Origin of the sequence: Pseudorhodoferax aquiterrae (assembly GCF_014652235.1) — a bacterium.
Lineage (GTDB): Bacteria > Pseudomonadota > Gammaproteobacteria > Burkholderiales > Burkholderiaceae_C > Pseudorhodoferax > Pseudorhodoferax aquiterrae.
In genome coordinates this window covers 159,656-180,496 of the sequence record NZ_BMYK01000005.1, presented here as the reverse complement: position 1 = coordinate 180,496, position 20,841 = coordinate 159,656, and the positions used below count along the sequence as shown (strand labels likewise).

Below are 20,841 nucleotides of genomic sequence, written 5' to 3'. Positions count from 1 at the left end.
CCGCGCGGCGCGACTGGATGCAAACACAGACCGGAGTCTGGGCGACGGCAAGGGTCACGCAAATTCACTACAGTGCGCCCCCATGACAAATACAACGAAGACACCCCTTCCGCTGGCCCGCATCCTGGTCTGCGGCGGCCTGATCGTGACGCTGTCCATGGGCATCCGCCACGGTTTCGGCCTGTGGCTGCAGCCCATCACGCAGGCCAATGGCTGGACGCGCGAGGCCTTTGCGCTGGCGATTGCGGTCCAGAACATCTCCTGGGGCATCGCCGGCATCTTCGCCGGCATGGCGGCCGACCGCTTCGGCGCCTTCCGCGTGCTGCTGGTCTGCGCCGCGCTGTACGCGCTCGGCCTGTTCGGCATGGCCCATGCCACCACGCCGCTGATGTTCTCGCTGTCCACCGGCGTGCTGCTGGGCATGGCCCAGGCCGGCACCACCTACGCCGTGATCTTCGGCGTGATCGGCCGCAACGTCTCGGCCGAGCGGCGCTCCTGGGCCATGGGCATCGCGGCGGCGGCCGGCTCGTTCGGGCAGTTTCTGATGGTGCCGGTGGAGGGCTTTCTGATCGCGCGCTTCGGCTGGCAGGAGGCGCTCGTGATCCTGGGCGCGGCCGCGCTCCTGATCGTGCCGCTGGCCTTCGCGCTGCGCGAGCCGGGCTTCACGGGCGCGGCACCGGTGAAGCGCGAGCAGACCATCGCCCAGGCGCTGGCCGAGGCCTTCAAGTACCCAAGCTTTCAGCTGCTCATGGCCGGCTACTTCGTCTGCGGCTTCCAGGTCGTCTTCATCGGCGTGCATCTGCCGAGCTACCTGAAAGACCACGGCCTGTCGCCCCAGGTGGCCAGCTACGCGCTGGCGCTGGTCGGGCTGTTCAACGTATTCGGCACCTACATCGCGGGCACGCTGGGCCAGCGCATGGCCAAGAAGAACATCCTGTCCTTCATCTACTTCGCGCGCGCCGTGGTCATCACGGCCTTCATCCTGGCACCGCTGTCGCCCCTGAGCGTGTACCTGTTCGCCGCCACCATGGGCCTGCTGTGGCTGTCCACCGTGCCGCCGACCACGGCCGCCGTGGCCTCGATCTTCGGCATCCAGCACCTCTCGATGCTGGGCGGCTTCGTGTTCTTCTCGCACCAGATCGGCTCCTTCCTGGGCGTCTGGCTGGGCGGCTACCTGTACGACCGCACGGGCAGCTACGACGTGGTCTGGATGATCACCATCGCGCTCGGGGTCTTCGCCGGGCTCGTGAACCTGCCCGTCAAGGAAGCCGCGATCCGGCGCGGCGCGGCGCTGAAGGCCACATGAGCATGGCACGCATCGCGGCCTGGTCCATCGCGCTGGCCGCCCTGGCCGGCGTGTTCACGATGTACCTGCAGCCCGAATTCATGGTGGGGCTGGCCAACCAGGTCTGGGCCTGCTTTTGAGCGCCGTCACACCGCCCGCCCCGCTGCACCCGCCGTCGGCCTGGGTGCAGCGCTGGGCGCATCTGATCACCCCCGGCGGACATGTGCTCGACCTGGCCTGCGGGCCCGGCCGCCACGCCTACTGGCTGCACGCGCAGGGCTTCGCCGTGACGGCGATCGACCGCGCGCCCGAGGCCCTGGCCAGCCTGGCACCGTTGGCCGCAGCCGGTGCCGAGGTGCTGCAGGCAGAGCTCGAAGACGGCCCCTGGCCGCTGGCGGGCCGCCGGTTCGACGCCGTGGTCGTCACGAACTACCTCTGGCGCCCGCGCCTGGCCGAGGTGGTGGCCGCGGTCGGCCCGGGCGGCGTGCTGGTCTACGAAACCTTCGCGCTCGGCAACGAGGCCGTCGGCCGGCCGTCGCGGCCCGAATTCCTGCTGCGGCCCGGGGAACTGCTGCGCGCTGCGGCGGACCTGCGCGTGGTCGCCTACGAAGACGGCTTCCTCGAGGAGCACCCGCGCTTCGTGCAACGCATCGCCGCCGTACGGGAAAGCCCGACGGAACTCCCGCCGCGCCACCGGCTCTGAGCCCCTTCCAGCCAAGACCGGCTGGGTAGAATGCGCGTTTTTCCGTTCCAGACCGCGGACATGACCTCTTTAACCGCCAGCATCACGGGCAGCATCGTCGCCCTCGTCACGCCCATGCACGAGGACGGCAGCGTCGACTACCCGGCGCTGCGCAAGCTGATCGACTGGCACATCGCCGAAGGCACCGACTGCATCGGCGTGGTCGGCACGACGGGCGAGTCGCCCACCGTCAATGTCGAAGAGCATTGCGAGATCATCCGCGTCTCGGTGGAACAAGCCAAGGGCCGCGTGCCCATCATGGCCGGCTGCGGCGCCAACTCCACGGCCGAGGCCATCGAGCTGGCCCGCTTCGCCAAGAAGGTCGGCGCCGACTGCCAGCTGCAGGTCGTGCCCTACTACAACAAGCCCACGCAGGAAGGCCAGTACCAGCACTTCAAGGCCATCGCCGAAGCCGTCGGCGACCTGCCCACCGTGCTGTACAACGTGCCCGGCCGCACCGTGGCCGACATGGCGCACGACACCGTGCTGCGCCTGGCCCAGGTGCCCGGCATCGTCGGCATCAAGGAAGCCACGGGCAACATCGAACGTGCGCAGTGGCTGATCCGCGACGTGCCCAAGGGCTTCGCCGTCTATTCGGGCGACGACCCGACCGCCGTGGCGCTGATGCTGTGCGGCGGCCAGGGCAATGTGAGCGTGACGGCCAACATCGCGCCGCGCCTCATGCACGAACTGTGCGTGGCCGCCATCGCCGGCGATGCGCGCGGCGCCATGGAGATCCAGCGCAAGCTGCTGCCCGTGCACAAGCACCTGTTCGTCGAAGCCAACCCCATCCCGCTCAAGTGGGCGATGGCCCGCATGGGCCTGTGCGGCGGCACCATGCGCCTGCCCATGACCCCCCTCGCCCAGAACAACGAAGCCGTCGTCGAAGCGGCATTGCGCGCCAGCGGCCTGCTCTGAGCCGCCGGCGCCCCGGTCTTTCTACAGGAATCCCGTCCGTGAAATTTCCCGCTCGACTGGCGCTGCTCGCGCTGTCCCTGGCGCTTGGCGCCTGCTCGGTGCTCGAAGGCAGCAAGATCGATTACAAGAGCGCCGGCAAGGCGCCCACGCTGGAGGTGCCGCCCGACCTCACGCAGCTGAGCCGCGACAGCCGCTACGTGGTGCCCGGCAGCACCATCTCGGCCAATGCCTACCAGACCACCCAGCCGCAGCAGCAGGCCGGCGTGCCCATCGCGGCCAGCCAGATCGGCGACGTGCGCATCGAGCGCGACGGCAACACGCGCTGGCTGGTGCTCGACCGTGCGCCGGACGAGAAGCTTTGGGACCAGGTGCGCGACTTCTGGCAGGAGAACGGCTTCCTGCTCACGATCGACCAGCGCAACCTGGGCATCATGGAGACCGACTGGGCCGAGAACCGTGCCAAGCTGCCGCAGGACTTCATCCGCAGCACGCTGGGCAAGGTGCTGGATTCGGTCTACTCCACCGGTGAGCGCGACCGCTTCCGCACCCGCATCGAGCGCACGGCCAAAGGCTCGGAGATCTTCATCAGCCACCGCGGCATGATCGAGGTCTATCCCGACACCAACGCCCGCGACCGCACCGTCTGGCAGCCGCGCGCCGTCGATCCCGAGCTCGAAGCCGAGTTCCTGCGCCGGCTGATGGTCAAGCTGGGCACACGCGACGAGCAGGTCAAGGCCGCGGCCGCGTCCGAGACCATGGTGCGCTCGACCACGCGCGTGGCCACGGTCGACAACCAGCCCGTGGTGCAGATGGACGACGGCTTCGACCGCGCCTGGCGCCGCGTCGGCCTGGCACTGGACCGCACCGGCTTCACCGTGGAAGACCGTGACCGCAGCCAGGGCACCTACTTCGTGCGCTACGTGGCGCCCAATCCGAACAAGGCCGAGCCCGGCTTCTTCGGCAAGCTGTTCGGCAGCTCCTCCAAGACCGAGGCACCGCTCAAGTACCGCATCACGGTGCGCAGCCAGGGCGAGATCAGCACCGTGGCCGTGCTGGGCGCCGATGGCGGCCCGGCCAAGCAGGCCGACGCGCAGAACATCGTCAAGGTCATCGCCGACGACCTGCGCTGAGGAGCCGGCGCACAGATGCTGCGCTTCAAGAACCTGGGCAGCGGCAGTTCGGGCAACGCCACCGTGGTGGAAGCCCGTGACGGCGGCCGGCCCAACCGCCTGCTGATCGATTGCGGCCTGGGCCCGCGCACGCTGGCCACGCGTCTGGGGCTCGCCGGCCTGGACATGGCCGACATCGACGCGATCTTCATCACGCACGAGCACAGCGACCACATCGGCAGCGCCTGCAAGATCGCGCTGCGCCACCGCATCCCGCTGTGGATGAGCCACGGCACGCACCAGGCCATCGGCGCGCCCGACCTGGGCGATCTGCTGCACATCGCGCGCGACGGCGACGTGGTCGGCCTGGGTGCGCTGCAGTTCCGCCCCTTCACGGTGCCGCACGATGCGCGCGAGCCCTTGCAGCTGCGCCTGTCCGACGGCGCCACCTGCCTGGGCGTTCTGACCGATCTCGGCCACGCCACCGAGCATGTGCTGGCGCAGCTGGCCGGCTGCCGCGCGATGCTGCTGGAATGCAACCATGACCCGGAGCTGCTGGCCGCCTCTCCCTACCCCTACTTCCTCAAACGGCGCGTGGGGGGCACGCACGGCCATCTGGCCAACCCGCTGGCGGCGGGGATCGCCACGGCGCTGGCGGCGCAGGGCCTGCAGCAGATCGTCGCCGCGCACCTGAGCCGGCAGAACAACCGGCCCGAGCTGGCACTGGCCGCACTGGCCGGCGCGCAAGGCTGCGGCAGCCTGGCGCTGGGCGTGGCCGACCCGGTCACGGGCACGGACTGGATCGAGGTCTAGAAACGAAAAAGCCACCTTGCGGTGGCTCCTTCGGACAGGCTGCGGAGCAGCTTACTGCTTGGCAGCGCCCTTGGCGGCTTCGGCGGCGGCCTTGGCGGCGTCGGACGCGGCAGCAGCGGCGTCCTTGGCGGCTTCGGTGGCGTTGTTCACGGCAGCGGCAGCGGCATCCTTGGCGGCCTCGGTGGCGGAGCCCACGGCCGAAGCAGCGGAGTCGGCTGCAGCGGAGGCAGCGCTCGCGGCATCGGCGGCGGCGGAAGCAGCAGCTTCGGCCGGAGCTGCGGCGGGCGCGGGCGCCGGTGCTTCGGCAGCAGGAGCCGGAGCAGGCGCGGGCGCCGGCTCTTCCTTCTTGCCGCAGGCGGCCAGGGCAGCAGCGGCCATCAGAGCGGCCAGAACGAGCTTCTTGTTCATTGCATGAATCCTTTGTGTTCTCTGGAAAACAGTCCTGAAGAGCTGCAGTCCCGCCAGAAGAACGAGGGGCTGCAACGACCGAGTTGAAAGCACAAGGTCGCCTTCAGCTCAGCCCGCGATTATAGGCAGCGACATTCTGTAAACCCCGTGTAAACCCTGGTTACAGACCCAGCACGGAGGCCGCGAATGCGGGCGTGCTGCGCCGCAGCGCCTCGGCCAGCAATTCCTGCGTCTGCACACGGCGTGCCGCCTCGGGCCCGGCCCATCCGGTGCAGTGCACGGTGTCGAGTCGGCGCAGGCTCCAGTGCGGGCTCCACAGCGCGCTCGGGAAATCCTGCCGGTCCATGGCCCTGCAGGCGCGGCAGCTGATCAGGTGGTCCCATTGCATGCGCCACTGCACGAAGCGGGCATGGCGCCGCCGCAGCTCCTCGTAGCTGCCTGCAAGCAGCGTGCAGCGGCGGCCCGGCCGCGCCCAGGCCTGCAGCTCGGCGACCACGGCGCGCTCGCCGAGCGGCCAGTCGGCGAAGTCGGCATCGGCCAGGATCAGCTCGGCCCAGCCGGCGCGCGCGGCCGCCTGCAGACCGGCGCACAACCACTGGTGGAACTGCGCGCGGCCCGCGAAGCGGCCCTGCGGCAGCGCCGGCGCGGCGTCCTCAGCCATGCGGTAGCGGCTGCAGCCAGCCGTCTTCGCACCATTGCGCGAGCAGTTCGCGCGCGCCCTCGCTGGCGCCGGCGACCTCGCGTGCCGACAGGCGGCGCAGGTCCGCCAGGCGCTGCATGAGGCGCGCATCGCGGCCGCCGGCGCGCCAGCTCTCACCGTTCAGGTAGACATGGCCGGCGTCGTAGAGCATGCGGCTGCGCCGGTCCAGCGCGACGCCGCAGCCCTCGGGCAGGTCCGCGCCCTCGCCGAACCAGACCTGCGCCTTGGGTTCGCTCAGGATTTCGCCGAGCGCGCAGTCCAGTGCGGCCGGGTCGTCCAGCAAAGCGCGCAGGGCATCGGCCGCAAACGAGCGCACCTCGACCGGCACGGCGGCCGGCTGTGGCGTGGCCGTCTGCTTGGGATCGCGGTACAGCGCAGCGCCCAGGCTCTCCTCTGCCGTGTCGGCCAGCCGCTGCAGCAGCTCGCGGGCGATGCCACCGCGGCTGGGCGCCCTGAAGCCGATGGAATACGTCATGCACTCGCCGACCGCCACGCCGTCGTGCGCGTAGCGCGGCGGCAGGTAGAGCATGTCGCCGGGCTCCAGCACGTATTCCTCTTCGGGTTCGAAGGCCGCCAGGATCTTGAGCGGCACGCCCTCTTGCAGCTGGAAGTCGCGCTGGCGGCCGATGCGCCAGCGGCGCTGGCCATGGGCCTGCAGCAGGAACACGTCGTAGCTGTCGAAGTGCGGACCGACGCCCCCGCCGTCCGTGGCATAGCTGATCATCACATCGTCCAGCCGCGCGTCGGGCACGAAGCGAAAGGCCTGGAGCAGCGCATGAATGCCATCGCTGTGCAGGTCCACGCCCTGCACCAGCAGCGACCATTGGCGCCGGCTCAGCGGCGGCAGTGCGCGCCGCGCGAACGGGCCGTGCTGGAGCGTCCAGCCCTTGGCGCCCTGCTGCACCAGGCGGGACTCCACGCCCTCCTGCTCCGCCAGCGCGAACAGCGCAGAACGTTCCAGCAGGGCCTTGAAGCCGGGGATGGCGCCACGCACCAGCAGGGGCTTTTTCTGCCAGTGCCTGCGCATGAAGCGTTCGGGCGAAAGGCCGCCCAGCAGCGGCAGGGGTTGGGTCGTGTCCATGGAGTCCTGTGCAAAAACGCCATCGCCCCGCGCGGATGCCGGCGGGGCGAAGCTGCGACAATTCTTCCATGGAAATCATCCCCCAATGCGTCGTGGCGCTGACCTGGACCCTCAAGGACACGCTGGGCGAAGACCTGGACGTGCTGAGCGACCCCGTGGAATTCCTGGTCGGCGGCGACGATCTGCTGGCCAAGGTCGAAGAGGCCTTGCAGGGCCATGTGGCCGGCGACCAGCTGCACCTGCACCTGGAACCCGAGGACGCCTTCGGCGACTTCAACGAAGAGCTGATCTTCCTGGAGCCGCGCGCGCTGTTCCCCGACGTGCTCGAGGAAGGCATGAGCTTCGAGGGCACGGCCCTGCCCCAGGGCCTGTCGGCGGGCATTCCCCGCAACCGCATGTACACGGTGACCGAGATCTACCCCGAGCACGTGGTGCTGGACGGCAACCACCCGCTGGCCGGCATCGCGCTGCGCCTGTCGCTGACGGTCAACGCCGTGCGCGAGGCGACCGAGGACGAGATCGGCCGCGGCACGGCCGGCACGGGCTTCTTCAAGGTCCAGGTGCCGGTGGCCGGCAACGACACCCTGCACTGAAGCGCTGCGCCGCGGCTCAGGCGGTCCCGGTAGAACCGTAACCGCCCGCCCCGCGGGCGGAAGCTTCGAAGTCCTGCACGATGTTGAATTTGGCCTGCACCACGGGCACCACCACCAGCTGCGCGATGCGCTCCAGCGGCTGCACGGTGTAGGCCGTGCTGCTGCGGTTCCAGGCGCTGACCATGAGCTGGCCCTGGTAGTCGCTGTCGATCAGTCCCACGAGGTTGCCGAGCACGATGCCGTGCTTGTGGCCCAGGCCCGAGCGCGGCAGGATCATGGCGGCGTAGCCCGGGTCGGCCAGGTGGATGGCGATACCGGTGGGCACCAGTTCCCAGGCGCCGGGTGCCAGCAGCAGCGGCGCGTCCAGGCAGGCGCGCAGGTCCAGGCCGGCACTGCCCGGCGTGGCATAGGCCGGCAGCTGTTCGGCCATGCGGGGGTCGAGGATCTTGACGTCGATGTTCATGGTTTGGGCTGGAGCAGCTTACGCCACGGCAGGTGGCGCAAGCGCAAAAAGGCGAAGACGAGGTAGGCCAGGCCGACCAGCCCGCCCCAGGGCGCGAGCAGCGGCACGGCCGCGGACAGCATGAGCCAGGCGACGTACGCGAACAGCGCGCCCTGCGCAACCTGGCGCAGCGGGGAGAAGGGCCTGGCGGCCGCGGGGATGGTCTTGGGCACGGGCGTGCGCGGAGGGCGTTTGGGCGCAGGCGCGGCGGCCGGGGGTTGTGGCCGGGTCAGTTGCTCGATGTAGCGCGCAAAGTCGCCATCGGGCGGTGTGTCGTAGGGAGAGGGCATCAGCGCAAGCGCGTGGCGATCTCGGCCACGAGCTGGCGCGCCAGCGCCAGCTTGGGCGCATGGGGCAACTCGCGCGCGCCGGCTTCGTCGACCAGCAGCAAGGCGTTGTGATCCTGGCCGAAGGTCGCGGGGCCGATATTGCCCACCAGCAGCGGCACGCCCTTGCGTGCCCGTTTGGCCTCGGCGTTCTGCAGCAGGGCCTCGCTCTCGGCCGCGAAGCCCACGCAGTAGAGCTTGCCGCTTCGCGCACGGTCCGACTGCGCCACGCGCGCCAGCACGTCGGGGTTCTCGACGAAGGCCAGGGCCGGCACCTGGCCCGAGCCGTCCTTCTTGATCTTCTGTTCGGCGGCAACGGCCGGCCGCCAATCGGCCACGGCCGCCGTGGCCACGAACACGGTGGCCGCATCCACATGCCGCTCCACCGCTGCCAGCAGGTCCTGCGCCGAGCGCACGTCCACGCGCGCGACGCCGCGCGGCGTGGCCAGGTGCACGGGCCCGGCCACCAGCGTGACGCGGGCGCCGGCCTCGCGCGCGGCGCGCGCGATCGCAAAGCCCATCTTGCCGCTGGACAGGTTGGTGATGCCGCGCACCGGGTCGATGGCCTCGAAGGTCGGCCCGGCCGTGACCAGCACATGCTGGCCCGCGAGCGGCTTGGGTGCCAGGTGGGCGATCAGGTCCAGGGCGATCTCAGCCGGCTCCAGCATGCGGCCGTCGCCGGTCTCGCCGCAGGCCTGCGGGCCGCTGCCCACGCCCAGCAGCACCGCACCGTCGGAAGCCAACTGCGCCATGTTGCGCTGGGTCGCAGGGTGCAACCACATCTCGCGGTTCATGGCCGGCGCCACCAGCAGCGGCACGCGCTGCATCGGCCGTGCCAGGCACAAGAGGCTCAGCAGTTCGTCGGAGCGGCCCTGCACCAGCCGCGCGATGAAGTCCGCGCTGCACGGCGCCAGCACGATCGCATCGGCCTCGCGCGAGAGGTTGATGTGCGGCATGTTGTTGGGCTCGCGCGCATCCCATTGCGAGCCGTACACGGGCCGGCCCGACAACGCCTGCATGGTCACGGCGGTGATGAACTGTTCGGCCGCCTCGGTCATGACCACCTGCACGGTCGCGCCCTGCTTGACGAGCAGCCGGCACAGCTCGGCCGACTTGTAGCAGGCGATGCCGCCGGTCAGGCCCAGCACGATGTGGCGGCCGGCCAGGTCGCCTGCCGCGCCCGGCGCAGGCTGGGCAGAGTTGTCCATGGGGTTCCCTCGTTGACGTGGGGGCGCAATTTAGCAGACAGGCCGAGGCCACCCGCAGGCGCACCACGATGGGGCCGGGCGCCCTTCTATAATCTCGCTTTACCACCTCCCCGGGAACGTTTTCCCGACCCTGACATGACCAAATTCGTCTTCGTCACCGGCGGTGTGGTGTCCTCCCTCGGCAAGGGAATCGCCTCAGCCTCCCTTGCTGCGATCCTGGAATCGCGTGGCCTGAAGGTCACCCTCATCAAGCTCGATCCGTACATCAACGTCGATCCCGGCACGATGTCGCCGTTCCAGCATGGCGAAGTGTTCGTCACCGACGACGGCGCCGAGACCGACCTGGACCTGGGCCACTACGAACGCTTCATCAACACGCGCATGCGGCGCGCCAACAACTTCACCACGGGCCGGATCTACCAGTCCGTGCTGGAGAAGGAGCGCCGTGGCGATTACCTGGGCAAGACGGTCCAGGTGATCCCGCACGTGACCAACGAAATCCAGGAATACGTCAAGCGCGGCGCCGGTGTCGGCACGCCGGACGCGGTGGACGTGGCCATCGTCGAGATCGGCGGCACCGTGGGCGACATCGAGTCGCTGCCCTTCCTGGAAGCCGTGCGCCAGATGAGCCTGCGCATGGGCCCGAACCAGGCCGCCTTCGTGCACCTGACCTATCTGCCCTGGATCGCCGCGGCCGGCGAGCTCAAGACCAAGCCCACGCAGCACACGGTGCAGAAGCTGCGCGAGATCGGCATCCAGGCCGACGCGCTGCTGTGCCGCGCCGACCGCCGCATCCCCGACGAAGAAGCCGAGAAGATCTCCCTGTTCACCAACGTGCCGCGCTGGGGCGTGATCTCCATGTGGGACGTGGACACCATCTACAAGGTGCCGCGCATGCTGCACGAGCAGGGCCTGGACGGCCTGATCTGCGACAAGTTGCGCCTGAACACGCCGCCGGCCAAGCTCAAGCGCTGGGACGACCTGGTGTATGAGACCGAGCACCCGCAGCACGAGGTCAACATCGCCATGGTCGGCAAGTACGTCGACCTGTCGGACAGCTACAAGTCGCTCAACGAGGCGCTTCGCCACGCCGGCATGCGCAACCATGCGCGCGTCAAGATCAGCTACATCGACTCGGAGACCATCACGCCGGGCAACGTGGCGCAGCTGGCGCAGTACGACGCCGTGCTGGTGCCGGGCGGCTTCGGCAAGCGCGGCGTCGAGGGCAAGATCTGCGCGGCGCGCTATGCGCGTGAGCAGCGCGTGCCCTACCTGGGCATCTGCCTGGGCATGCAGGTCGCGACCATCGAGTTCGCGCGCCATGTGGCGGGCCTGGCCCATGCCAACAGCACCGAGTTCGAGCCCACCGCGCCGCACCCCGTGATCGCGCTGATCACCGAGTGGAAGGACGCCGACGGCAGCATCAAGACGCGCGACGAGAACTCCGACCTGGGCGGCACCATGCGCCTGGGCGCGCAGAGCTCGGACGTGGCCAAGGGCACGCTGGCGCACAAGATCTACGGCGACGTGGTGACCGAGCGCCACCGCCACCGCTACGAGGCCAACGTCAAGTACCTGGACAAGCTGCGCGCTGCCGGCCTCGTGATCTCCGCGCTGACGCAGCGCGAGCAACTCACCGAGATCGTCGAGCTGCCGCAGAGCCAGCACCCCTGGTTCATGGGCGTGCAGTTCCACCCCGAGTTCAAGTCCACGCCCTGGGACGGCCACCCGCTGTTCAACGCCTTCGTCAAGGCGGCGCTGGACCACCAGCAGGCCCAACTGCCCCAGCCCACGGAACCGGCCACCACGGCCTGATCGCCCACCACCGAAAGACCCGACCGCATGCCCAGCGCCTACATCCTTGCCGACGTCACCGTCACCAACCCTGCACAGTACGAGGAGTACAAGAAGTGGTCCACGGCCGCGATGCAGGCGCATGGCGCCGAGGTCTGTGTGCGCGGCGGCAAGGTCGAGGTGCTGGAAGGCGACTGGTCGCCGAGCCGGCTGGTCATGCTCAAGTTCCCCAGCGTCGAGGCCGCCAAGGCCTTCGACGCCTCGCCCGAGTACGGCAAGGCGCGCGCGGCACGCCAGGGCGCGGCCATCATGCGCATGATCGTGGTCGAAGGCGTCTGAAGCGCCCGCCCCAAGGATTCCCTAGCTCTTAGAAAGACGTAGCAATGAGTGCCATCGTAGACATCGTGGGTCGCGAGATCCTGGACAGCCGCGGCAACCCCACCGTCGAATGCGACGTGTTGCTGGAATCCGGCACCATGGGCCGCGCGGCCGTGCCCTCGGGCGCCTCCACCGGTTCGCGCGAAGCCATCGAGCTGCGCGACGGCGACAAGAGCCGCTACCTGGGCAAGGGCGTGCTCAAGGCCGTCGAGCATGTCAACACCGAGATCAGCGAAGCCGTGCTGGGCCTGGACGCCTCCGAGCAGGCCTTCCTGGACAAGACGCTGATCGACCTGGACGGCACCGAGAACAAGTCGCGCCTGGGCGCCAACGCCATGCTGGCCGTCTCCATGGCCGTGGCCCGCGCCGCCGCCGAGGAATCGGGCCTGCCGCTGTACCGCTACTTCGGCGGCATGGGTGGCGTCTCGCTGCCGGTGCCGATGATGAACGTCATCAACGGCGGTGCCCACGCCAACAACTCGCTGGACCTGCAGGAGTTCATGATCATCCCGGTCGGCGCACCGAGCTTTCGCGAAGCCCTGCGCTATGGCACCGAGACCTTCCACGCGCTCAAGAAGATCCTGCACGACCAAGGCATCAGCACCGCCGTCGGCGACGAAGGCGGCTTCGCCCCCAGCGTGGCCAGCCACGAGGCCGCGATCCAGATGATCCTGCAGGCCATCGAGCAGGCCGGCTACAAGCCCGGCGAGCAGATCGCCCTGGGCCTGGACTGCGCGGCCTCCGAGTTCTACAAGGACGGCAAGTACGTGCTGGAGGGCGAAGGCCTGTCGCTGTCCAGCGAAGAGTGGACCGCCATGCTCTCGGGCTGGTGCGACAAGTACCCCATCATCAGCATCGAGGACGGCATGGCCGAAGGCGACTGGGATGGCTGGAAGCACCAGACCGAGGTGCTGGGCAAGCGCGTACAGCTGGTGGGCGACGACCTGTTCGTGACCAACACCAAGATCCTGCAGCAAGGCATCGAGCGCGGCATCGCCAACTCCATCCTGATCAAGATCAACCAGATCGGCACGCTGTCGGAGACCTTCGCCGCCATCGAGCTGGCCAAGACCTCGGGCTACACCTCGGTCATCAGCCACCGTTCGGGCGAGACCGAAGACTCCACCATCGCCGACATCGCGGTGGGCACCAACGCCGGCCAGATCAAGACCGGCTCGCTGTCGCGCTCGGACCGCATGGCCAAGTACAACCAGCTGCTGCGCATCGAGGAAGACCTCGGCGACGTCGCGCGCTACCCGGGCCGCCGCGCGTTCAACGTGCTGCGCTGAGCGTCCCGCTCCCACCCTCTGCTTCCGTCGCCGTTCCCATGGGCTCGCGCTTCGTTCCGGCCGTGCTGCTGGTGCTGCTGGCCGTCGTGCACGCCCAGCTATGGTTCGGCCGCGGCAGCATCTCCAATGTGGCCGAGCTGCAGGAGCGGCTGATCGACCAGCAGGCCGCCAACGCCAAGGCCCAGGCCGTCAACGACCGGCTCGCGGCCGAGGTGGCCGACCTCAAGGACGGCCTGGAGATGGTGGAAGAAAAGGCCCGTGGCGAACTGGGCATGGTCAAGCCCAACGAACTGTTCGTGCAACTCACCCGCTGATGCCCGAGCCGCTGCGCGCCCTGTGGCTGTGGCTGCTGGAGCCGGCCTTCACGCTGTGGGGCGTGGCCAGCAGCTGGCTCGAGATTGTTGCCGTGCTGCTGGCGCTGGCCATGGTGGGTTTCAACATCCGCGAGCGGCACTGGGGCTGGCCTCTGGCCGCCGTGAGCTCGCTGCTCTATTTCGGACTGTTTTCGCGCAGCAAGCTCTACGGCGATGCGGCGCTGCAGATCTTCTTCGCCAGCGTCGCCCTGTGGGGCTGGTTCAACTGGCTGCGCGGTCACCGGCCCGATGGCTCGGCGCTGCGCGTGGCGCGCCTGTCCGCGGCGGGCTGCTGGGCCGTGGTGGCGGCCTGCGCTGTGCTGTGGCCGCTGGTGGCGCTGTTCCTGATGCGCTTCACCGACACCGATGTGCCCTGGTGGGACGCCTTTCCCACGGCCGTGAGCCTGGTCGGCCAGTACCTGCTGGGCCGCAAGTACATCGAGAACTGGCTGGTCTGGCTGGTCGTCAACACCGTCAGTGTGGGCCTGTTCGCCTACAAGGGCCTGTGGCTGACCACGCTGCTCTACGCGCTGTTCATCGGTCTGAGCTGGCTGGGCTGGCAGGCCTGGAAACGCCGGCTCGTGGCGGCCGTCCCGGGCTCCCCGTGACACTGCGCATCGCGCTGCTCGGGGCCGAGAGCAGCGGCAAGACCGCGCTGTCGCAGGCGCTGGCGCAATCGCTCACCGCGCGCGGGCTGACCGTGGAACTGGTGCCCGAGCTGCTGCGCCAGTGGTGCCTGGACGCCGGCCGCACGCCGCGTGCGGACGAGCAGGAAGGCATCGCCCGCGCCCACGCCGATGCCATCGCCCGCGCCGGCGCCAGGGCACCGGACCTGCTCATCGCCGACACCACGCCGCTCATGGTCGCCGTCTACAGCGACCTGCTGTTCGCCGACCGCACGCTGTACCCGTTCGCGCTGGAGCACCAGCGCAGTTACGCCCTGACCCTGGTCATGGGGCTGGACCTGCCCTGGGTGGCCGACGGCATCCAGCGCGACGGCCCACAGGTGCAGGCGCCCGTGGACGCGCTGGTGCGTGCAGCGCTGGACCGCGCCGGCCTGCCCTTCCAGGTGGTCTACGGCCACGGCCCTGCGCGGCTGGCCCGCGCCGAGCGCGCGCTGCGCGCCCTGCCCGTGCTCGCCCCCCGGTTGGGCGCCCTGCCCGACGCGCCGGCCGCCGCCCGCTGGCGCTGCGCCTGCGATGGCGACGCGGCCTGCGAGCACCGGCTGTTCCGCCGGTTGCAGGGCTACTGAACCGACTGGCTGCCCGGCGGCAGCGAGCCCGGCGCGGCGAAGATCTGCGCCGCGTCGACCGCGTCGAAGCGGTAATGCTGGCCGCAGAACTCGCAACCCACCTCGATGTCGCCGCGCTCGGCCAGGATGGACTCGGCTTCGGCCTGCCCCAGGCCGCGGATCATCTGCGCCACGCGCTCGCGGCTGCAGGTGCAGGCGAAGCGCGGGCCGGCCTCGCCCGTGAGCGGCGCGAAGGTCAGCACGCGCTCTTCCCAGAACAGGCGGCGCAGCACGGTGTCGATGTCCAGCGTCAGCAGTTCCTCGCGCTTGAGCGTGCTGGCCAGGTGGGCGATGCGGTTGAAGTCCTCGTTCTGGCCCTGGGTGTCGGCTTGCGCCGCATCCTCGCCCTCGCTGGCCTGGCCGGCCAGGTTGGCCTCGCCCTTGACGGGCAGGCGCTGGATCAGCAGGCCGGCCGCCACCTGGGCGTCGGCTGCCAGCACCAGCACGGTGTCGAGCTGCTCGCTGTGGCGCATGTAGTGCTGCAACACCTCGGCCATGCGCTCGAAGCCCTGGCCCTCGCCGTCGCTGAGCGCCACCACACCCTGGTAGGGCTGCTGGCCGGGCTGCTTGCGCGCCGGGTCCAGCGTGATCGCGCAGCGCCCCTGGCCATTCTGGTTGATGAGTTCGGACAGGGCGGCACCGTTCTCGACCGCGCCGCTCAGCGAGGCCGTGGCCCGCACGCGCAGATCGGACTGCACCTCCACCACCGCCAGTTTGAGCGGGCCGTCGCCGAACACCTGCAGCACCAGCGCACCATCGAACTGGATGCCGGACTGCATCAGCACGGCGGCCGCCGTCATCTCGCCCAGCAGCGACTGCACGGGCGCCGGGTAGGCACCCGCCGTGGTGTTGGACGCGCGCCGGCGGAGCACCTCCTGCCAGGCGTCGGTCAGGCGCACGATGGCCCCCCGCACGGGCAGGCCGTCGAACAGAAACTTGCGCAATTCACTCATTTCTGCACCCTTCGGCCTGCGGCCGGTCCCGCCGAGCGGGAGCGCGCTTGTTTGGGGCGGCCCGGCACGGCGCGCATCAGCCGATCTTCCTCAAGCCCGCGCGGTAGCGCCGGGCGTTGTCCATGTAATGCCGCGCGCTGCGGCGCAGGCCCTCGATCTGCTCGGGCGTCAGCTGGCGCACCACCTTGGCGGGGCTGCCGACGATCATCGAGCCGTCCGGGAATTCCTTGCCCTCGGTCACGAGCGCCCCCGCGCCGACCAGGCAGTTGCGGCCGATCTTCGCGTTGTTGAGCACGATGGCGCCGATGCCGATCAGCGACTCGTCGCCCACCGTGCAGCCGTGCAGCATGACCTGGTGGCCCACGGTGACGTGCTTGCCGATGGTGAGGGGCACGCCTTCGTCGGCGTGCAGCACGCTGTTGTCCTGGATGTTGCTGCCCTCGCCCACCGAGATCGGCCCACTGTCGCCGCGGATCACCACGCCGGGCCAGACGCTGCTGTCCGGCCCCAGGGCCACGCCGCCGATGACCTGGGCGCTCTCGGCCACCCAGGCCGTCTCGGCCACCTGGGGCGTGCGTTCATCCAATGCGTACAAAGCCATCTTGCGTCCTCGTGGTGGTGTCCGGGTCATTGTAGGGAGGCGTCCGGCTGCTGCAGGGCGGCCAGCTCGGCCTCGCTGAAGCCGGCCGCGCGCCGGGCCTCCAGATTGAACGGGCCCTTGAGCCGCGGCGCCCCGTACTGGCGTGCCAGCGCCGCGTAGGTGGCGACCGGCTCCAGCCCGCGCGCCCGGCACAGCCAGCCGTACCAGTGGTTGCCGATGGCCACGTGGCCGACCTCGTCGGCCAGGATCACGTCCAGGATCTCGCCCGCACGCCGGTCGCCTGCAGCAACCAGCTTGGCGCGGATCGGCGGCGCGGCATCCAGGCCGCGCGCCTCCAGCGTGCGCGGCACCAGGGCCAGCCGCGCGAGCAGATCGTCCTGCGTCTTCTCGGCCATGTCCCACAGGCCGCTGTGGGCCGGGAAGTCGCCATAGGCGTGGCCCGACTCTGCCAGATGTGCGGCCAGCAGCTGGAAGTGCAAGGCCTCCTCGCGCGCCACACGGGCCCAGTCGCGGTAGAAGGCCTCGGGCAGTCCGTCAAAGCGCCACAGGATGTCGCAGGCCAGGTTGATGGCGTTGAATTCGATGTGGGCCAGCGCGTGCAGCAACACGGCACGGCCCGCGGGGGTGTGCACCGGCCGCGGCTTGAGCTGCTGGTGCGGCACCAGCATGGGCTGCGCCGGCCGGCCCGGCACCGCGGCCGGCGCCTCGAGCCGCTGCTGCGCGTCCAGCGGCAGGCCATCGTCCAGCGCACGCGCGCGCACGGCCTTGCGCGCGGGCGCGCTTTCGCAGAGCGCGGCCAGCGCGGCGGGACGCAGGCCGGCTTCGATGTTCGGAGATTGGGTCAAGTGTCGGAGCCCATTGGAAAGAGATGGCGTACGAATGAAACGCAGCGCCCTAGAATTCGCCAAGACTCCATTCTGGTTGAACCGCCACGCCCCCATGACCGTTGCCGATACCGCGTCCATGCTGATCGCCCGCCAGCCCATCGTGGACAAGCGCCGGGCGGTGTTCGGCTACGAGTTGTTCGACCGCTCCCACCCCGCGGACGCGCACGCGCCTGCGCACGACGTAGCCCTGGTGTTCAGCGCATTGGCGCATACCGGCAGCGAGGCCCTGGTCGGCCAGTTCGCGATCTTCGTCAACAGCACCCACAACAGCCTGGCCGGCGGCCACCTGGATCTGGTGCAGCCCGAGCGGCTGGTGCTGGAGATCGAGGGCATCGCAGGCGACGCGCCCGCCGAGATCGAAGCGCATTCGCACGCGCTGCATGGGCTGCGCAAACGGGGGTTTCGCCTGGCCTTCAGCCAACAGGTGCTCGAGCCGGCCTATGCCAGCTGGCAGCCGCTGGCCGACTTCATCAAGCTGGACCTCGCGGACATCGACCCGATGCAGTTGCCCAAGCTGATCCAGGCCGCGCTGACCCGCACCGGCGCGCGGCTGATCGCCGAGAAGACCGAGACCGCCGCCCAGTACGAGCAGCTGGTCGGCTACGGCGTGGAGCTGTTCCAGGGCTACTGGTTCGCCAAGCCGGACCTGATCAAGACGCGCCTGCTCGCGCCCTCGCAGGCCAACGTGATCCAGCTCATCAACCTGGTGCGCAACCAGGCCAGCACCGACGAGATCGAGCAGGTGCTCAAGAAGGACGCGATGCTGGGCTTCAACCTGATGCGCCTGATCAACTCCTCGGGCTTCGGGCTCACGCGCGAAATCACCTCCTTCCGCCAGGCCGTGATGCTGCTGGGCCTGAAGAAGCTGTTCCGCTGGGCCGCACTGCTGCTGACCACGGCGGCGGCCGGCGCAGCCTCGCCGGTGGTGGGCAGCACGGCGGTGGTGCGCGGCCGGCTCATGGAGCTGCTGGCGGCCGAGTCCATGTCGCCCGAGGAATGCGACGCCGCCTTCGTGGTCGGTGTGTTCTCGCTGCTGGACACCATGCTGGGCATGCCCATGGAGCAGGCCGTGGGCCTGCTGACGCTGCAGCCGCCCATCGTCGACGCGCTGCTGCACGGCAACGGGCCGTATGCCGACCTGCTGGCACTGGCGCAGGCCTGCGAAACCGGCGATGCCGAGGCCTTCCGCCGCGCCACGGCGGCCCTGCACCTGACCGAGCGCCAGGTCAGCCTGGCGCACCTGGATGCGCTGGCCTGGGCCGACGCCCTGGTCGAGTGAGCCCCACCCCGCCACACCGGCCGACGCATCCCGCCCCCTGCCAAGAACCGCCTGCCCGCACGGAGCCTGCACCATGTCCATCATCCCCGACGCGCTGACACCGATGAAGCCCGCGGGCGATGACAACCAGGTCGTGATCGCGCGCCAGGCCATCGTGGACGACACCCGCACGGTGCTCGGCTACGAGCTGTTCGACCGCTCGACCTCGCCCAGCCAGCACACGGCCGACAGCGATGCCGCCCTGCTGTTCAACGCGCTGTCGTTCGCCGACACCGAGACCTTGGTCGGCAACAAGCTGGTGTTCATCAACTGCACGCACGAAAGCCTGGCCGGGGGCCACCTGGAGCTGATCCATCCGGACAAGGTGGTGCTGGAGGTGCCGCCGGTGCCCGGGCACGACCCCGCGCTCATCGCGAGGATGGCCGAGGTCATGCACAAGCTGCACAAGGAAGGCTTTCGCTTCGCCTTCAACCACAGCGTCCTGACGCGCGGCTATGCGCCCTGGCGCCCGCTGGCCGCCTACATCAAGCTGGACCTCATGGTGCTGTCCGGCGACAAGGTCGAGGCCTTCGTGCAGTTCGCCCGCAGCAACACCAGCGCCCAGCTGGTGGCCGAAAAGGTGGAAACCGGCGAGCAGCACAAGCTGCTGGCCGGCTACGGCGTCAAGCTGTTCCAGGGCTACTGGTTCGCCAAGCCGACCATGGTCAAGGCCCTGACCATCCGCCCCTCGCAGGCGACCATCCTGCGGCTCGTCAACCTGGTGCGCAACCAGGCCGGCAGTGCCGAACTGGAGGAGCTGCTCAAGCGCGACCCCACGCTGTCGTTCAACCTGCTGCGCTTCATCAACGCTTCGGGCTTCGGCCTGAACTGCGAGATCACCTCCTTCCGCCACGCGGTCATGATCCTCGGCATGCAAAAGCTGTTGCGCTGGGCGGCGCTGCTCCTGAGCACGTCGCGCAGCGGCGGCCCGCCCCCGGCCATCGGCCAGACCGCGGTGGTGCGCGGCCGCCTCATGGAGCTCTTGACGGCCGAGCTGCTGTCGCCCGAGGAATGCGACAACGCCTTCACGGTGGGTGTGTTCTCGTTGCTGGACAGCATGCTGGGCGTGCCCATGGCCAAGGCGCTCGAATCGGTGGCCCTGCCCGAGCCGGTCGTCGATGCGCTGCTGCACCGCCGCGGCCTGTACGCCCCCTTCCTCGAACTGACCGAGGCCTGCGAGCGCGGCGATGACGCGGTGTTCGCCCGCGTCGCCAACGCGCTGGCGCTGTCGAGCCGGCAGGTCAACATGGCGCACCTGCAGGCGCTGGCCTGGGCCGAGACGGCCTGAGGGCCGATGCCGCGCGGAGCCGGCCCATCCGGCTCCCCCGCGCAGCCCTGCACGGCCCTTGCGGACGCCGCCATGCCGCGGCCCGCAGCCGACCGGCGATGCGTCCGCATGCCACCTGCCGGCCCAGCGCACCGCCGGTGCGCCTTTCCCCCACGATGCGGCGGCTTTCGCCCTTGCCCGCGCTGTAGGCCAGCCACGGACATGGCGCACATGCTGATGCGCCCACGGCCTACAAGGAGGCCACCGGCGGCCGCGCAGTATCGCGTGCTGAAACCGGATGCAACAGCGACGCTGCAGTGCAGCAACAGGGGAAAGCGATGGATTTGCAGCAGGCAAGGGCCTTGGCTCTGATCGAGGAGCACCGCCGGGACGACGCGTGCATCACCTTGCACGATTCCGGCTACGGGGACCTGGCCGACCAATGGCTGCAGGCCAGCAGCGAGTTCGAGACCGTGGCGCGCAACCGGCTCGAACCCGCCGCCCTGGAAGGCATGGAGGCACCCGTCAATACCGACGTCCTGCGCGCCTACGCGCGCATGTGCATGAGCTGGTCACGCATTGTGCAACTGCGGGACCAGGCCCTGGGCTGGATGGAACGCCGGGACTGAGCCGTGCGCCGCAGCGCTCAAGCGGCGCTGCGCAACGCTGCCACCATCTCCTGCAGCAAGCGCTCGAGTTCGTCGACTTCGAAGGGCTTGGTCAGCGCCCGCACATGAGGGCCCATCGCGGCCAGCTCGCCCCCCATGTCATAACCGGAGCACAGCAGCACATGTTGCGCCGGTTTGCGCGCCAGCAACTGCTGCGCCAGTTCCACGCCCGACAGCCCTGGCAGCCCCACGTCGGTGATCAGGATGTCGCAATCGTCCTGCGCCAGCAGCGCCAGCGCCTCCTCGCCGGTGCCGCAGACCGTCACGGCGTAGCCGGGCTCCTCCTCCAGCAGCATGGCAATGGAATCGCGCAGGTCTTCGTTGTCTTCGACGTACAGGATGCGGGTCTGGGGCATG

The 20,841-nt window shown here is 69.6% G+C and carries 25 protein-coding genes; 15 read left to right on the top strand and 10 right to left on the bottom strand.

Annotated elements, in window-relative coordinates:
• Positions 1-82 precede the first annotated feature (82 nt).
• From IE209_RS11135 to IE209_RS11115, 5 genes are all read left to right on the top strand, one after another.
• Positions 83-1,306 (top strand): MFS transporter, encoded by a 1,224-nt coding sequence (locus IE209_RS11135; protein WP_189687022.1) that lies wholly within the window; start codon positions 83-85, stop codon positions 1,304-1,306.
• 115 nt (positions 1,307-1,421) lie between these two features.
• Positions 1,422-1,988: a class I SAM-dependent methyltransferase gene (locus IE209_RS11130; protein WP_189687021.1), complete on the top strand. Its 567-nt coding sequence runs from the start codon at positions 1,422-1,424 to the stop codon at positions 1,986-1,988.
• Between the two features lie 60 nt (positions 1,989-2,048).
• The gene (dapA, locus tag IE209_RS11125) at positions 2,049-2,945 is read left to right on the top strand and encodes a 4-hydroxy-tetrahydrodipicolinate synthase (RefSeq protein WP_189687020.1); all 897 of its coding nucleotides are present in this window, start codon (positions 2,049-2,051) and stop codon (positions 2,943-2,945) included.
• A gap of 38 nt (positions 2,946-2,983) precedes the next feature.
• Positions 2,984-4,075: an NlpB/DapX family lipoprotein gene (bamC, locus tag IE209_RS11120; protein ID WP_189687019.1), complete on the top strand. Its 1,092-nt coding sequence runs from the start codon at positions 2,984-2,986 to the stop codon at positions 4,073-4,075.
• Between the two features lie 15 nt (positions 4,076-4,090).
• On the top strand, positions 4,091-4,867 hold the full coding sequence (locus IE209_RS11115) for an MBL fold metallo-hydrolase (protein ID WP_189687018.1): 777 nt from the start codon (positions 4,091-4,093) through the stop codon (positions 4,865-4,867).
• A 51-nt stretch (positions 4,868-4,918) separates the two neighbouring features.
• Here the strand turns inward: IE209_RS11115 and IE209_RS11110 are convergent, their stop codons facing one another.
• The 3 genes from IE209_RS11110 to IE209_RS11100 all read right to left on the bottom strand — a co-directional run bounded on the left by IE209_RS11110 (position 4,919) and on the right by IE209_RS11100 (position 7,056).
• Entirely contained in the window at positions 4,919-5,275 is a 357-nt protein-coding gene (locus tag IE209_RS11110; RefSeq protein WP_189687017.1) for a hypothetical protein, read from the bottom strand.
• A 160-nt stretch (positions 5,276-5,435) separates the two neighbouring features.
• Positions 5,436-5,936, bottom strand: a complete 501-nt coding sequence (locus tag IE209_RS11105) for a hypothetical protein (protein ID WP_189687016.1) — start codon at positions 5,934-5,936, stop codon at positions 5,436-5,438.
• A complete protein-coding gene (locus IE209_RS11100) occupies positions 5,929-7,056 on the bottom strand; it encodes a cupin domain-containing protein (protein WP_189687015.1) in 1,128 nt (375 codons plus the stop codon). Before IE209_RS11100 ends, IE209_RS11105 begins: the two co-directional genes overlap by 8 nt.
• 68 nt (positions 7,057-7,124) lie before the next feature.
• Between IE209_RS11100 and IE209_RS11095 the strand changes: the two genes are divergently transcribed.
• Positions 7,125-7,649 carry an FKBP-type peptidyl-prolyl cis-trans isomerase gene (locus IE209_RS11095; protein ID WP_189687014.1) on the top strand — a complete coding sequence of 175 codons (525 nt, stop codon included), beginning with the start codon at positions 7,125-7,127 and terminating at the stop codon, positions 7,647-7,649.
• A 16-nt stretch (positions 7,650-7,665) separates the two neighbouring features.
• On the opposite strand, the gene dut is transcribed toward IE209_RS11095, so the two are convergent.
• From dut to coaBC, 3 genes are read right to left on the bottom strand one after another with little or no spacing between them, the layout of a single operon-like run.
• Complete coding sequence (gene dut, locus IE209_RS11090; RefSeq protein WP_145546321.1) at positions 7,666-8,112, bottom strand: dUTP diphosphatase; 447 nt, start codon at positions 8,110-8,112, stop codon at positions 7,666-7,668.
• The gene (locus IE209_RS11085) at positions 8,109-8,441 is read right to left on the bottom strand and encodes a hypothetical protein (protein WP_189687013.1); all 333 of its coding nucleotides are present in this window, start codon (positions 8,439-8,441) and stop codon (positions 8,109-8,111) included. The genes dut and IE209_RS11085 overlap by 4 nt, the downstream gene beginning before the upstream one ends.
• The gene (coaBC, locus tag IE209_RS11080) at positions 8,441-9,685 is read right to left on the bottom strand and encodes a bifunctional phosphopantothenoylcysteine decarboxylase/phosphopantothenate--cysteine ligase CoaBC (protein WP_189687012.1); all 1,245 of its coding nucleotides are present in this window, start codon (positions 9,683-9,685) and stop codon (positions 8,441-8,443) included. The genes IE209_RS11085 and coaBC overlap by 1 nt, the downstream gene beginning before the upstream one ends.
• 135 nt (positions 9,686-9,820) lie before the next feature.
• Between coaBC and pyrG the strand changes: the two genes are divergently transcribed.
• Genes pyrG through IE209_RS11050 form a run of 6 tightly spaced genes read left to right on the top strand, consistent with a single transcriptional unit; the run spans position 9,821 to position 14,751 of the window.
• A complete protein-coding gene (gene pyrG, locus IE209_RS11075) occupies positions 9,821-11,500 on the top strand; it encodes a CTP synthase (RefSeq protein ID WP_189687011.1) in 1,680 nt (559 codons plus the stop codon).
• Positions 11,501-11,527: 27 nt separating this feature from the next.
• Positions 11,528-11,818 carry a DUF1330 domain-containing protein gene (locus IE209_RS11070; RefSeq protein ID WP_189687010.1) on the top strand — a complete coding sequence of 97 codons (291 nt, stop codon included), beginning with the start codon at positions 11,528-11,530 and terminating at the stop codon, positions 11,816-11,818.
• Between the two features lie 44 nt (positions 11,819-11,862).
• The gene (gene eno, locus IE209_RS11065; RefSeq protein ID WP_189687009.1) at positions 11,863-13,146 is read left to right on the top strand and encodes a phosphopyruvate hydratase; all 1,284 of its coding nucleotides are present in this window, start codon (positions 11,863-11,865) and stop codon (positions 13,144-13,146) included.
• Between the two features lie 38 nt (positions 13,147-13,184).
• Positions 13,185-13,460 (top strand): septum formation initiator family protein, encoded by a 276-nt coding sequence (locus IE209_RS11060; RefSeq protein WP_114465542.1) that lies wholly within the window; start codon positions 13,185-13,187, stop codon positions 13,458-13,460.
• Positions 13,460-14,107: a nicotinamide riboside transporter PnuC gene (gene pnuC / locus IE209_RS11055; RefSeq protein ID WP_189687008.1), complete on the top strand. Its 648-nt coding sequence runs from the start codon at positions 13,460-13,462 to the stop codon at positions 14,105-14,107. The genes IE209_RS11060 and pnuC overlap by 1 nt, the downstream gene beginning before the upstream one ends.
• Positions 14,104-14,751, top strand: coding sequence for an AAA family ATPase (locus IE209_RS11050; RefSeq protein WP_229882806.1), 648 nt, complete (start codon positions 14,104-14,106; stop codon positions 14,749-14,751). Before pnuC ends, IE209_RS11050 begins: the two co-directional genes overlap by 4 nt.
• On the opposite strand, the gene hslO is transcribed toward IE209_RS11050, so the two are convergent.
• The 3 genes from hslO to IE209_RS11035 all read right to left on the bottom strand — a co-directional run bounded on the left by hslO (position 14,745) and on the right by IE209_RS11035 (position 17,189).
• Complete coding sequence (gene hslO / locus IE209_RS11045) at positions 14,745-15,743, bottom strand: Hsp33 family molecular chaperone HslO (protein WP_189687007.1); 999 nt, start codon at positions 15,741-15,743, stop codon at positions 14,745-14,747. The genes IE209_RS11050 and hslO overlap by 7 nt on opposite strands.
• 76 nt (positions 15,744-15,819) lie before the next feature.
• A complete protein-coding gene (locus IE209_RS11040; protein WP_189687006.1) occupies positions 15,820-16,344 on the bottom strand; it encodes a gamma carbonic anhydrase family protein in 525 nt (174 codons plus the stop codon).
• Between the two features lie 26 nt (positions 16,345-16,370).
• Positions 16,371-17,189, bottom strand: a complete 819-nt coding sequence (locus IE209_RS11035; RefSeq protein WP_373305322.1) for a ferritin-like domain-containing protein — start codon at positions 17,187-17,189, stop codon at positions 16,371-16,373.
• A gap of 94 nt (positions 17,190-17,283) precedes the next feature.
• Here IE209_RS11035 and IE209_RS11030 point away from each other — a divergent pair, with 94 nt between their 5' ends.
• The 3 genes from IE209_RS11030 to IE209_RS11020 all read left to right on the top strand — a co-directional run bounded on the left by IE209_RS11030 (position 17,284) and on the right by IE209_RS11020 (position 20,445).
• A complete protein-coding gene (locus IE209_RS11030; RefSeq protein ID WP_189687005.1) occupies positions 17,284-18,510 on the top strand; it encodes an EAL and HDOD domain-containing protein in 1,227 nt (408 codons plus the stop codon).
• Positions 18,511-18,583: 73 nt separating this feature from the next.
• Positions 18,584-19,837: an EAL and HDOD domain-containing protein gene (locus IE209_RS11025; protein ID WP_189687004.1), complete on the top strand. Its 1,254-nt coding sequence runs from the start codon at positions 18,584-18,586 to the stop codon at positions 19,835-19,837.
• A 317-nt stretch (positions 19,838-20,154) separates the two neighbouring features.
• Complete coding sequence (locus tag IE209_RS11020; protein WP_189687003.1) at positions 20,155-20,445, top strand: hypothetical protein; 291 nt, start codon at positions 20,155-20,157, stop codon at positions 20,443-20,445.
• Between the two features lie 17 nt (positions 20,446-20,462).
• Here IE209_RS11020 and IE209_RS11015 read toward each other — a convergent pair whose 3' ends face one another.
• Positions 20,463-20,840, bottom strand: a complete 378-nt coding sequence (locus tag IE209_RS11015; protein WP_189687002.1) for a response regulator — start codon at positions 20,838-20,840, stop codon at positions 20,463-20,465.
• Between the last annotated feature and the right edge of the window lies 1 nt (position 20,841).